At 43.6% G+C, this 12,763-nt stretch carries 13 protein-coding genes; all 13 read left to right on the top strand.

Going from position 1 to position 12,763, the window contains the following annotated elements; translation table 11 throughout:
• Nucleotides 1-595 precede the first annotated feature (595 nt).
• The 13 genes from AC3WVG_RS10235 (at nucleotide 596) to AC3WVG_RS10175 (ending at nucleotide 12,372) form a co-directional block, all read left to right on the top strand.
• Nucleotides 596-976 carry an NADH-quinone oxidoreductase subunit A gene (locus AC3WVG_RS10235; RefSeq protein ID WP_488798025.1) on the top strand — a complete coding sequence of 127 codons (381 nt, stop codon included), beginning with the start codon at nucleotides 596-598 and terminating at the stop codon, nucleotides 974-976.
• Nucleotides 952-1,476, top strand: a complete 525-nt coding sequence (locus AC3WVG_RS10230; protein ID WP_252380813.1) for an NADH-quinone oxidoreductase subunit B — start codon at nucleotides 952-954, stop codon at nucleotides 1,474-1,476. The genes AC3WVG_RS10235 and AC3WVG_RS10230 overlap by 25 nt, the downstream gene beginning before the upstream one ends.
• A 2-nt stretch (nucleotides 1,477-1,478) precedes the next feature.
• Entirely contained in the window at nucleotides 1,479-2,021 is a 543-nt protein-coding gene (locus tag AC3WVG_RS10225) for an NADH-quinone oxidoreductase subunit C (RefSeq protein ID WP_488798024.1), read from the top strand.
• Nucleotides 2,022-2,023: 2 nt separating this feature from the next.
• The gene (locus AC3WVG_RS10220) at nucleotides 2,024-3,181 is read left to right on the top strand and encodes an NADH-quinone oxidoreductase subunit D (RefSeq protein ID WP_488798023.1); all 1,158 of its coding nucleotides are present in this window, start codon (nucleotides 2,024-2,026) and stop codon (nucleotides 3,179-3,181) included.
• On the top strand, nucleotides 3,178-4,146 hold the full coding sequence (nuoH, locus tag AC3WVG_RS10215) for an NADH-quinone oxidoreductase subunit NuoH (RefSeq protein WP_488798022.1): 969 nt from the start codon (nucleotides 3,178-3,180) through the stop codon (nucleotides 4,144-4,146). Before AC3WVG_RS10220 ends, nuoH begins: the two co-directional genes overlap by 4 nt.
• Nucleotides 4,147-4,271: 125 nt before the next feature.
• Nucleotides 4,272-4,823 (top strand): 4Fe-4S dicluster domain-containing protein, encoded by a 552-nt coding sequence (locus tag AC3WVG_RS10210; RefSeq protein WP_488798021.1) that lies wholly within the window; start codon nucleotides 4,272-4,274, stop codon nucleotides 4,821-4,823.
• A 2-nt stretch (nucleotides 4,824-4,825) separates the two neighbouring features.
• Nucleotides 4,826-5,356 carry an NADH-quinone oxidoreductase subunit J family protein gene (locus AC3WVG_RS10205; RefSeq protein ID WP_488798020.1) on the top strand — a complete coding sequence of 177 codons (531 nt, stop codon included), beginning with the start codon at nucleotides 4,826-4,828 and terminating at the stop codon, nucleotides 5,354-5,356.
• Between the two features lie 69 nt (nucleotides 5,357-5,425).
• Nucleotides 5,426-5,734: an NADH-quinone oxidoreductase subunit NuoK gene (gene nuoK, locus AC3WVG_RS10200; RefSeq protein ID WP_488798019.1), complete on the top strand. Its 309-nt coding sequence runs from the start codon at nucleotides 5,426-5,428 to the stop codon at nucleotides 5,732-5,734.
• Nucleotide 5,735: 1 nt separating this feature from the next.
• Nucleotides 5,736-7,220, top strand: coding sequence for a monovalent cation/H+ antiporter subunit D family protein (locus AC3WVG_RS10195; RefSeq protein WP_488798018.1), 1,485 nt, complete (start codon nucleotides 5,736-5,738; stop codon nucleotides 7,218-7,220).
• An 89-nt stretch (nucleotides 7,221-7,309) separates the two neighbouring features.
• A complete protein-coding gene (locus AC3WVG_RS10190) occupies nucleotides 7,310-7,567 on the top strand; it encodes a hypothetical protein (protein WP_488798017.1) in 258 nt (85 codons plus the stop codon).
• The gene (locus AC3WVG_RS10185; protein ID WP_488798016.1) at nucleotides 7,554-9,320 is read left to right on the top strand and encodes a Na(+)/H(+) antiporter subunit D; all 1,767 of its coding nucleotides are present in this window, start codon (nucleotides 7,554-7,556) and stop codon (nucleotides 9,318-9,320) included. The genes AC3WVG_RS10190 and AC3WVG_RS10185 overlap by 14 nt, the downstream gene beginning before the upstream one ends.
• 81 nt (nucleotides 9,321-9,401) lie before the next feature.
• On the top strand, nucleotides 9,402-10,865 hold the full coding sequence (locus AC3WVG_RS10180; protein WP_488798015.1) for a complex I subunit 4 family protein: 1,464 nt from the start codon (nucleotides 9,402-9,404) through the stop codon (nucleotides 10,863-10,865).
• A 94-nt stretch (nucleotides 10,866-10,959) separates the two neighbouring features.
• Nucleotides 10,960-12,372, top strand: coding sequence for an NADH-quinone oxidoreductase subunit N (locus AC3WVG_RS10175; protein WP_488798014.1), 1,413 nt, complete (start codon nucleotides 10,960-10,962; stop codon nucleotides 12,370-12,372).
• Nucleotides 12,373-12,763 lie beyond the last annotated feature (391 nt).

The raw sequence follows: 12,763 nt of genomic DNA, 5'->3' as shown, positions 1-12,763 counted from the left end.
ATGGGATATTTTGGGTAAACAAATATTCTTTTTATTATCGATAGTTATGGTCAATGTCGCAAAATATTTAGCCCATTCATCCCGATGCTCTGTTTTTCCTCAAGCTTCCCAAAGATGGGTTACCCAAGCCGTTTGCAATGCATTTCAGAAACCAAGACTTTCAATCAGCGGCTAAAATAGGGTTTGGCTACAGGCTCTTATATATACATTTTTTTACCAGCTAAAAATATCAATTTTATGATTTGAATTTGACAATAAAGCCAAATCATTGTAACACTATTTTAAAAAAAGTAACACAAACCTCAAAAATTATGTCATCGCCCAGCATCTAAAAAAATTACTCAAATATTTCGCTTGGTTATAAATATACAAGCTAAGAATTATTAATTTTTTTACCAAAGGTATCGACTAGGCCTGTCAAATATGTTAGCTCTTTTAAATAATATATTTTTGAAATACATGTTCTTCACCAAGAGATAATAAGTATTAATTTTTATTATAATATAATTATCCTCAAATATAAATTAACAAATGGTTCAATAAATCCTATTTAGTCAACCAGATGGTCAACCTATAAAATCAGCGGAGATATAAGATGATAGTTTCCTGGATACAATTAGCGATACTTATTTTCTTTATAGCTGGAATTATTTTTGCTGCAGTACCCATCTTTGGCTCTTTATTAATCTCTCCCAAAGCAAGATCATCTGAGTTGTTTCTACCCTATGAGTGTGGTATGCGTCCGCATGGAACAGCATGGGTTAGATTTGGTATCAACTATTATTTTTATGCCCTGTTATTTCTGGCATTTGATGTCGATGTACTGTATCTTTTTCCCGTAGCTGTATTCTATCCAGAAAGTGTTGGATTTATGCCCTTTTATGAGATACTCATTTTTGTATTTATTCTTTTTGCTGCTATTATTTATTTCTGGAAAAAAGGAGTTTTTACATGGCCCAGGCGGATCAAAGTTTAATCTATGCTCAGACGCAGGTAGACGCCCCCTTTATCAACATTGAGCTAGCCCAAAAATTCGTGGATATTTGTCGAGCCATGTCTTTATGGCCCATGACCTTTGGTCTGGCCTGTTGCGCCATTGAAATGATGGCTGTGGGCATGGCCAGGTTTGATATTGCACGGTTTGGAGCTGAAGTGTTCAGACCTTCCCCGAGGCAGTCGGACCTGATGATCGTTGCCGGGACGGTGTCAAAAAAAATGGCTCCCATGGTAGTCAGGTTATATGAACAGATGCCTGCACCCAGGTATGTTATAGCTATGGGCAATTGCGCCATCTCTGGAGGCCCATTTTATTTTGAAGGTCAATACGGCATTGTGGAAGGAGTGGACAAACTTATTCCGGTGGATGTCTATGTTCCAGGGTGCCCCCCCAGACCAGAAGGTCTTTTGGAAGGTCTTTTTAAGTTGCAGGAAAAGATCACAGGCAAGAGGTGGTGGCCAAAGCCTAAAGGAGAATAGCCATGAATTCCGATTCAGCTCAACTAAAAGAAAATGACGCCTGTGGCCAGGCTAGTTGCAGTGATAAGCGTGCCGGGTATATCCGAAGTTTTTGTCTTTCCCCAAACAAGCTACTTTTTGCAGTAAAAAAATTGGATGAACTGGGCTATTTTCTGGAAGATGTTTCTTGCGTTCATGTGAAGGAAGGTTTTGAACTGGTTTATCACTTTGATCACTGGGATAATCCAGGAAGAATTGTTTTACGGACCATAATTAGTGAAGATAAAAAAGAAGCTGATTCTATTGCTCGTATCTTTCCTGGCGCAGACTGGCATGAAAGAGAATGTTATGATTTCTTTGGCATCAGGTTTAAAGGCCATGCCAACCTTATTCCCCTACTCTTGTCTCCGGAAATAGATAATCCCCCTCTACTTAAAAAGGAGAAAGAGAAAAAAGATTTAAATCAACTTTTACCTGATCCCGAATATGATTTGACTTCTTCCCAGGATAAGGAATTTAAGGAATATATTTTACAATTCTCAAAATCTAAAAGCAAAGAAGAATAGAGATGCTCGATCTTAAGCTCGATACCAGCGGAGATTTTTATACCCGTAAATTTCAGCCCACACCAGAAGAAGACAAGCTTATTTTAAACATGGGTCCCCAACACCCATCCACCCATGGTGTTTTGCGGATCATCTTGGAAATAGATGGCGAATACATTTTAAGGGCTGAGCCGGTTCTAGGGTATATTCACCGCATGCAGGAAAAGATGGCAGAGGTGAAAACCTATGTCCAATATCTGCCCAATATGGGCCGTGTAGATTATCTACATGCCCTGGCCTGGAACTGGGCCTATGTAGGTGCGGTGGAAAAGCTCATGGGGCTAGAAGTCCCTGAACGGGCCGAGTATATTCGGGTTATTACCTGCGAACTAAACCGTATAAACTCTCATCTCTTGTGGTGGGGGGCCTATCTTTTAGACTTGGGCGCTTTTACTCCCATTATGTACGCCTTTGCTGATCGCGAAATTGTCATGGACCTTTTGCAAAGGATAACCGGCTCAAGACTTACCTATTGTTACTACCGTTTTGGGGGAGTAAGCGCTGATATTGACCAGAAGTTTATCGATGACACCAAAGAGTTCTGTAAATACATGCGTTCGCGCTTTCCCATGTATAAAGATCTGGTCACGGACAACATAATCTTGCGCAAAAGGGTAGAAGATATCGGCCATATTAGTTTAGAGACCTGCCGCAAATATGGGGCCACCGGCCCGGTCTTGCGGGGTTCAGGCAAACCATATGACGTACGCCGAGCTGAACCATATTCTGTCTATGATCGCTTTGATTTTGAAATCCCTGTCTACAATACTCGAGACGCACTTGCCAGATATCTGGTACGGATGGATGAAATGGAGCAGAGTCTGCGCATTATTGAACAGGCACTGGATAGCCTGCCGGGAGGGGACTATATCCATCCCAAGGTACCCAAAATCCTCAAACCTCCAAAGGGCGAAGTATATTTTGCTGTCGAGGGAGCAAGAGGAAAAATTGGCATCTATCTGGTGAGCGACGGCTCAAAAACTCCATATCGACTCAAGCTACGCTCTCCTAGCTTTTCGAATTTAAGCCTTTTTAGCGATGTAGCCAGAGGTACGCTTCTGGCCGATGCAGTGTCCATTTTAGGCAGTCTGGACCTTGTTATCCCGGAGATTGACCGATGATAAATCTACCCTCGCCTTTGATCCAAATCTTAGTTGGCCTTGTGGCCATTCTGGCCTTTGTTGGTCTAAATGGTCTGGTTTTAGTTTACCTGGAAAGAAAAATCGCCGGACATGTTCAAAGGCGTCCAGGTCCTTTTGAAGTCGGGCCACATGGAATCTTACAGCCGCTGGCTGATGCCGTTAAACTTGTTGGTAAGCAACTAATCACGCCAAAAGGTGCTGATGCAGTGCTTTACTGGGCCGCGCCCATTCTCTCCTTTGCTCCGGCTATTGTCTGCTTTTTACCCATACCCTTTGGGCCAACCCTTACCAATATCAATATTAATGTCGGCCTAATTTTAATTTTAGCTTTTACAGGATTAAATGTCCTGGCCCTATGCCTTGCCGGATGGAGTTCCCAGAACAAATGGTCTCTTTTAGGAGCAGCCAGGGATATCTCTCAGTCTGTAGCTTATGAAATCCCCCTGCTTCTTTCTGTTTTGCCTATCATGATGCTCAGTGGTAGTCTTAACCTCTATGAAATATCCACTTCCCAAGGAGCATGGCCTTGGCAATGGTATATAGTTTATCAACCCCTGGCTTTCATTATCTTCTTTATTTGTATTTTGGCTGAAACCAACAGAGCTCCTTTTGATCTGCCAGAAGCTGAGAGCGAACTTACGGCTGGATTCCACACCGAGTATTCAGGCATGGGCTTTGGACTATTTTTCTTGGCTGAATACTCCTACATGATTGTGGCCTGCGCCATGGCCTCTATTCTCTTTTTGGGAGGTTTTAATGGACCTCTTGCCTCTGGTTGGTGGTGGTTTTTACTCAAAGTTTATGCCCTACTCATTGTTATGATGTGGCTTAGATGGACTTATCCCCGGGTTCGTTTTGATCAATTGTTAAATATTTGCTGGAAATGGCTCATTCCTTTGTCTTTGATCAATCTGTTGATCACAGCATTGGTAATCAAACTGTGAAAAATCCTGGATAATCAAGCGAGACTAAAGAAAAAATGCGATGTAAGTCCATAATCCAAAATCTCTAAATATATATAACCATAAAATAGCCTAATAAATTCAAACAAAACACAAATCGCGAAAGAATGATGGTCAAAAAAATAAAACAAACTCTTACGGACTTGTGGAGCCTTGTTGTTGGTCTTAAAGTAACCGGGAAAAACTTTTTCCAGCCTCAGCTAACTGTGCATTATCCACGAGAAACCGTTGACACCTTGGATGGCTATCGCGGCCATGTTGAGCTTGTGCCCAAAAAAAACGACCCATTTAATCCTATATGCATAGCTTGCGGGACCTGCGCCAAAATCTGCCCCTCTAACTGTATAACTTTACACGTAAAGAAGGTTACGGAACCAGTTCCTTCACCAAAAAAAGAGGATTCTTCTTCACAAGAACCGGTACAGAACAACCAGAAAGCAGCACCGCTCAAAAAACCTAAGACAAAGAGAGTACTGGAGGCTTTTGAATTAAATTACAATTACTGTAGTCTATGCGGATTATGCGCCCAAAGTTGCCCTCTGGGCGGTCTGCGTTTTTCAAAAAACGTTTATCTTGCTGGCGTCTCACCTAAAGAATTTGAATTTGATCTTCTGGCCAGAATGCGCAGTCAGAGCCAGACAGCCAAGGAGGAAAATTAGAGATGCTTACCCTGGCCTATGTTGTTTTAATCGGACATTTGGCCCTCATTTTATGTGGAGGTTTTATTACCGTGCTTGCCAAAAGTTTGGTCCGGGCATTAACAGGACTTATTATGACCTTGTTTGGCGTGGCCGGACTTTATTTTTTAATGGCAGCCCCGTTTATCGGTCTGATGCAAATCCTGATCTATGTAGGCGCGGTAAGTATACTTATTTTCTTTGCCATTATGCTCACTCAGGCCTCAAGTACAGGTGAAGAAGGACAGAAGCAGCGCAGGGGGAAAGTAAAATACGCTGTTATGGCATCATTAGCACCGGCTATTTTTCTGGGGTTGGCAGTAATCCGGACAGCGCCACCAGGTAATCTTACCCCGCAGGAAACCAGTGTAAAATTTTTAGGGCGTTTTTTATTAGGTCCGTATGTTTTACCATTTGAGCTTATCTCCCTGGTCCTTTTTGTGGCCATGGCCGGCGCGGTCCTTCTGGGTTTTGAGAAAAGGATACCCCAAGCAGGGCTTGAGACTGAAGACTAAATTACCTGAAAAGGGGAGTGCTGTTAAATCATTAAAAATAACAGCTAAGCGTAATAACGAGGGAAGAAAATGACTCCATTGCTCATCTATCAACTAACTGCTGTCTTCTTACTCTGTATTGGTCTTTTTGGCCTTATCTGGAGAAGAACTCTAGTGGGCATGCTTTTGTCCATAGAACTCATGCTCAATGGTGCTGGTCTAAGTATTATGGCTGCAACGCAACTTACGGATACAGCCAATGAATTGGGCCAGATTGGTACCCTCCTGGTCATGGGCATTGCGGCTGCTGAAGCCACTTTGATCCTGGCCATTATTTTGGTTGTCTCTAAAAGGTTTGGCAGTGTAGAACTCAGGAAACTAACCAGCTTACGGGGATAAAATGACTAAATTCATCGCCTCTGCCGTTATTCTTTTGCCTCTGGGAATTACTCTTGTGGCTCCCTTTTTTATCTGGCTACTTAGAAAAAATATAAACTTACGCGAAGCAGTCTCTTTGGTTGCTGCCTCTGCCACTTTTCTTTCAGTATTATCCCTGGTCCCTAAAGTACTTGCCGGTCACATCTATCTCTATCAACTATTTGAGCTTTTGCCAGGAATCACGGTCAAGTTCTGTGTAGATGGCTTAAGTCTCATTTTTGCTGTCGTTGCTTCTTTTCTATGGATTTTTGCCACCAGTTATAACATCGGCTATATGCGTTCTTTAAAAGAGCACGCCCAGACCAGGTACTATTTCTGTTTTGCTGTAGCCATTTTTGGAGCTATAGGCGTAGCTTTCAGTGCGAATATCTTTACCCTGTACCTATTTTACGAAATCATTACTGTTTTCACCTACCCTCTTGTGGCCCACCATCAGGATGAAGATGCCTATATAGGTGCCAGAAAATACATCGTCTATTTAATGGGTACATCTAAACTCTTTTTGCTTCCTGCCATGATTATGACCTATGTCCTGGCAGGAACCCTAGATTTTCACCTGGGCGATATGGTCCAGGGTATTTTTCCACCCAGTGCAGATCCTTTTTGGGTCACTGTAACTTATATTTTGTTTATTGCCGGCTTGGCCAAAGCAGCCATTATGCCCCTGCACAACTGGCTGCCCTCAGCCATGGTTGCACCAACTCCTGTATCTGCCCTTTTGCACGCTGTGGCAGTAGTTAAGGCTGGTGTCTTTTCCATCAGCCGAGTCATCCTCTCTGGTTTTGGTATCCAGACCATGGATGCATTAAACTTAGGCATTCCCACGGCCTATCTGGCAGCATTTACCATTGTCATAGCTTCTGTCATCGCACTGACTAAAGACGACCTTAAAGCACGGCTGGCCTACTCAACTGTCAGTCAGCTTTCGTATATCATTATCGGTGTGGCCATGCTCACTCCCATGGCCGTAACCGGAGGGCTGGCCCATATTGCACACCATGCCTTTAGTAAAATCACCCTGTTTTTTGCTGCCGGTGCCATTTATGTAGCCACCCATTTAAAAAAGATCAGCCTTATGTCCGGACTGGGCAGAAAAATGCCATGGACCTTTGGCGCCTTTGCCATAGCCTCTCTAAGCATGATTGGCGTGCCGCCAGTATGCGGATTTGTCAGTAAATGGTATCTGATAAATGGCGCAGTGGACATAAACAGGGTTATATTACTCGCGGCCCTTCTTCTAAGTACAGCTTTAAATGCCGGCTATTTTGGCCCCATAGTGTATAAAGCTTTTTTTGAGCAACCTAAGCCGGAAGTAAATATTGCAGAGTTCAAAGAAGCCCCGCTGACCATGGTCATTCCCCTGACCCTTACAGCGATTATCTCTGTCCTCTTGGGCCTTTATCCTGAGCCGTTTTTGCAATTCATCCGCATCTTTGGTGGAGGATAGTTAACTCGTAGCCCCGCCGAAGGTTGCGCCAACGGGATAGCTTATGGCTGATGGTTTAAAACCTTTAACCAACAAAACAGAGGAAACCAATGTCTAATTTGGGTAAACTCTTTGTCAAAGCCAGAGAAAACACCTCCTTTTGGGGAAATATCTTCTATACCATCTTGTTTATTTTAGTTGCTCTAAACATATTTATCATTCCCCATCATCCTCATTTCGAATTGGAAAAGATTCCTGGATTCTGGGCCCTGTTTGGAACCATAGCGACCATCGCCTTAACAAAGATCTGCAAAGGCGCTGCACACACTTTTTTAGGCAAAGACGAGGATTTTTATGACCACAACTAGCTTTATCCATCCTAGTTTATACTTTATCGGCCTAAGCCTTATACTTTGCGTCTGGCGAGGAAGTAGCTTTAAATATCTTTTGCCTATACCAGGCATACTGGCCATTTTGACTGTTTTGTTTATGCAAAATGGGCAATATCTCCAATTTGACTACCTGGGTGTTCATTTGACCTTGGGCCGGGTAGATGAACTAGCCATTGTCTTTGCCCATGTCTTTGCTATCCAGTCCATTATCGGCTTTATCTTTGCCATGCATGTCAAAGACAAGGCCCAACATATTGCCGCGGCCATGTATGTGGCAGGTGCATTCGGGGCCACTTTTGCCGGTGACTACCTGACCTTGTTTATATTCTGGGAACTTATGGCTGTGGCATCCACGTTCCTGGTCTGGTTAAACCGGGTCCAAAAATCCATTGATGCAGGATTTCGCTACTTTATTTTCCATACTTTAGGTGGCCTATTCCTTTTGGCCGGGCTACTCCTAAGATATAAAATGGTCGGCAATTTTGATTTTGGCCCAATCGATCCACATCAGGCCACTATTTACGATTATCTGGTTTTGATTGGTTTTGCTGTTAATGCCGCTATTGTGCCCTTACACGCCTGGCTCCCTGATGCCTACCCGGAAGCAACCATCACGGGCGCAGTGTTTATGAGCGCCTTTACCACCAAGACAGCTGTTTATGTCCTGGCCAGAGCCTTTGGAGGTTTTGAGATTCTGGCTTACGCCGGAACAATCATGGCCATTTATGGCGTCTGTTATGCAACCATTGAAAACAATGCTCGCCGCATCCTGGCCTATCATATAGTCTCTCAGGTGGGCTACATGGTGGCCGGAATTGGTATAGGTACGACCATGACCATAAATGGTGCCTGTGCCCACGCCTATGCCCATATCCTATACAAAGGCCTTTTATTCATGGGGGCAGGAACGCTTCTCTATGCTGCGGGCACGGCCAAATTGAGCGAACTCGGCGGACTAATTGGTAAACTCCCATTGGTCTTTATCGGTTATATGATCGGCGCGGTTTCCATTTCCGGCTTTCCATTGTTCTCCGGGTTTGTGAGCAAAACAATGGTCATTGCTGGCGCAGCTGAAGCCCATCATACGTGGCTGGCCCTAGGACTGGAATTGGCTGCCGTGGGGACTTTCCTCTCTGTAGGTCTAAAACTTCCCTATTTCGCCTTCTTTGGTCCCAAAAATGCTGACGTTAAATTGAAGCCTATCCCTAAAAATATGTATGTGGCCATGTTCCTGTCCAGTTTCTTATGCTTCTTTATCGGTGTGTATCCAAATTTCTTATATCATCTGCTCCCATTTGAAGTGGAGTATGTGCCATATACCCCGTGGCACATCTTGCAAAGTTTGCAGCTTTTGGCGTTTACCGGACTCGGTTTTTATATTTTACGCAAAAAACTTACCCCCGAGGCCAAGATCAACCTTGATTTCGACTATTTTTACCGCTTATTTGGCCGAGCCTTTTTGGCATTTTGCCGACGTCCGGTTGAAGCTGTGGATAATATCTGGACGGAAGTTTATGCCCGCATATGTTTAAGGGGACTTATGGGCACCGCTAAAGGCGCAGCCCTTTTTGACCGCGAAGATATTGACCGGGCGGTTGACGGCACTGCTATTTCCGTGATGCGACTGGGCAAAAATATCACTCGTTTCCAGACAGGTAATATCCAGGACTACCTGGCTACAGCGGTCTTTATAGCCTTGATAATCTTTGCGCTGGTATTCTTTGTGTAGAAAACATGTAACTTTTAAGGTTAAAGAGACTATTAACCTTATACTTTTTAAACATAAACGCATTAACGGAGCATAAAGCTTATGAACTCTACCTGGCCTGTTTTGACCAGCCTTATTGCCTATCCTTTGCTTGGCGTGTTGATCCTGGTCTTTGTTCAAAAAGAAAAGTGGGTCCGCGTTCTTACTCTTATCTTTGGGATCATAGAAATAATCCTGGCCTTGCCCTTACTAAAGTTTAAACTCGGCTCAAGTGCGTTTCAGTTTCAGGAATTTCATCCATGGATAACCCAGTGGCAAATTAACTACCATCTGGGTATTGATGGTATAAGTTATCTCATGGTTCTGTTAACAATTATCCTCCTTCCTCTATGTGTACTCTGTTCGTGGACCTATATCGGCAAAAGAATCAAAGAGTTTCATATCTGTCTGCTACTTATGACCTCTGCCTGTATTGGCGTGTTTGTGGCCCTAGACTTTGTCCTTTTTTACATCTTCTGGGAGGCCATGCTTGTGCCCATGTTTCTTCTCATTGCTGTATGGGGTGGCCCAGAACGCAAATACGCGTCTATTAAATTCTTTATCTATACATTGGCCGGAAGTACCTTGCTTTTAGTGGCCATGATTGCCTTTTACAAACAAGCCGGTACCTTTTCTATCCCTGAACTGATAACCAAAGACTATCCTTTCAGGTTTCAATTCTGGGCTTTTCTGGCCATGGCCATTGCCTTTGCCATCAAGGTGCCCATGTTTCCCTTCCACACCTGGCTTCCGGCAGCCCATGTCCAGGCCCCGACCGCTGGTTCTGTTCTTCTGGCCTCAGTACTTCTTAAAATGGGAACATACGGATTCTTGCGCTTCTGCCTCTCGCTAACCCCTGCGGCCAGTGTCTATTTCGCGCCCATGATGATAGCCATATCCATTGCCTCCATCATCTATGGTGGACTGGTAGCTCTGGGTCAAAAAGACATGAAAAAACTGATTGCCTACTCTTCTGTAGCCCATATGGGTTTTGTCACTTTAGGCATTTTTATTTTCAACTTACGCGGCGCAGAAGGGGCCCTTATGCAGATGATCAACCACGGCATCACCACGGGCGGCCTGTTTATGCTTGTCGGAGCCATTTATGAACGCAGCCATAGCCGGGAAATATCTGCCAACCAGGGCCTGAGTAAATTCTTGCCTGCATACCTATTTTTCTTCGGACTGTTTTCCCTGTCTTCCCTGGCCTTTCCCGGAACCAACAGTTTCGTAGGAGAGGCATTGGTCCTTATCGGCACCTTTAAAAAGAATATGCTCCTGGGACTCTTAGCTATTCCAGGCGCGCTTTTAGCCGCTGCCTATATGCTAAGACTTTTACAAAAACTTGCCTGGGGTGAACCTAGTGCAGCCAAGGCTCAGGACTGGAATGATTTAAGCTTAAGAGAATGGATATACCTACTTCCTCTGGCTATTCTGGTCATTTACCTTGGCCTGGCCCCAGGCCTGGCTCTAAAAACAATGGATGCCTCACTGGCCAAAATCCTAAACCATGTATTGGTTAGATAGTTGAGCTTTTGAGTAGTTGAATGATTGACCAAAAAACCAATAATCCTTTTAACTATTTAGCCAATAAATCGATAAACTAATAAGGAGCACGGCCTTGAACTTTAAAGTGCAATTTCTTTTACCTGAACTTTATCTTTTGGCCATAATTTGTATCTTGTTTGTCCAAAGCATCACCCACAGTTTAAAAAATAAAACAAAATGGTTGCCCTATGCTGCCTTTGCCGGAGTGTTTGTGAGCATAATTTCTTTTGGTCAAAACGGATATATGCTCTACAACACCTACAAAATAGATGGCCTTTCCCAGTTTTTTAAATTTGTCATTTTCTTAGGCTTTGCCATTTGCACGGCCAATGCTAGTCAAAACAAAACCATAAAACGCGAGCACTTTGCCGATTACTTCTTCTTTATGAGCTTAAGCACTTTTGGGCTCCTAATTCTAGCCAGCACCGTGGAACTCTTCTCCATCTACGTTGCATTGGAACTTGCCTCATACAGTCTATATGTACTTATTCCTTTAAGAAACAAAGACGCCAAGGCGGCTGAAGCAGGTATAAAGTATATCCTTTTCGGAGCTGTGGCTACAGCCCTGGGACTATACGGCATTTCCTATATTATTGCTGGACAGCAAACCACCTTTATACATGCCCTGGCTGGGATGAACTGGTCATGGGCAGAAAATCCCATGGCCCTTATTGGCTTTGGACTTTTTTTGCTGGCATTTTTGTACAAACTGGCCTTGTTCCCCTTCCACTTCTGGTGTCCTGACGTCTATCAGGGCACAAGCAATGAAACAGCGGCCTTTGCAGCTACAATGCCCAAGTTGGGAGCAATTGTGGTCTTAATTAGAATCATGGCCCTGATGCCCGGACTTGAGGTAAAAACCATAATAGCCATCTTTGCTGCCCTGTCCATGACCATAGGAAACCTGGCCGCTTTAAGTCAAAAAGACATAAAAAGATTACTTGGTTATTCCAGTGTCTCCCACGCTGGATACATCATGCTTGGACTTGTTTCCGGCACAGCCTATGGCCTGTCAGCAGCAGCCTTTTATGGCCTGGTGTACATGCTTATGAACCTGACCATTTTCTGGGTTATCACTCGCCTATCTTCATCAGGACGCAATATCTATCTTGACGACCTAAATGGCTTGCATCACTCTTCTCCTGCCCTGGCCTTTACCCTGGCTGTAGCTGCCTTTGCCCTGGTGGGACTCCCTCCTACGGCCGGATTTACTGGAAAACTGTTTTTACTTGGCTCTGCCTGGGGGCAAAACTTTAATTGGTTGGTCATTGTCGGGGCTATTAATACCGCTATTGCGATCTACTATTATCTAAACCTTGTCCGCCATGCCTATACAGTAAAGGAAGTAGCTCCCTTAAAATTCACCCTTTCTCCCTCGAGTACTGCTCTGGCTCTACTTTTGTCCATCGGTGTTCTTTATTTGGGGCTAGTCCCTCAGGATATTTTCAACTGGCTGATGAAAACCAGTCAATTTATTCTCTCGTAAAAAAGAAAATGGGCATGCAAAAGAACCAATTTTGACTTTTTGCATGCCCATCAAATTAAGGTAAAACTGGATGCTGTTGTCTGTTTTGCCTAAAAAACCTAATCAGCCAAGCTAAACAGTGTTGAATACGTGCCAGGTTTTTCGCATGATTACATACCTGTTTAACAAAAAGTTCAGGTTTCTCTTCCTGCCAAAAATAAATGCTTGATTGAAAAGCGACTCTATTTTTTTCTTGAAGGTCAATAAATTTCTCCTGTCCCTTTTTTATTCCCATGTCTATGGAACAACAGTTATCCTTGCGACTTGTTGATACGTAGGATATTATATTTTTTTTAAAACTCAACTTTCTGACTTATTAAAACCCTTGCTATTTCTACGTTCTCGAAGAGCG

It is taken from the genome of Desulfovulcanus sp., from assembly GCF_982781345.1.
Note: the sequence above shows the minus strand (reverse complement) of the source record. Positions and strands in the feature narration are given on the sequence as shown.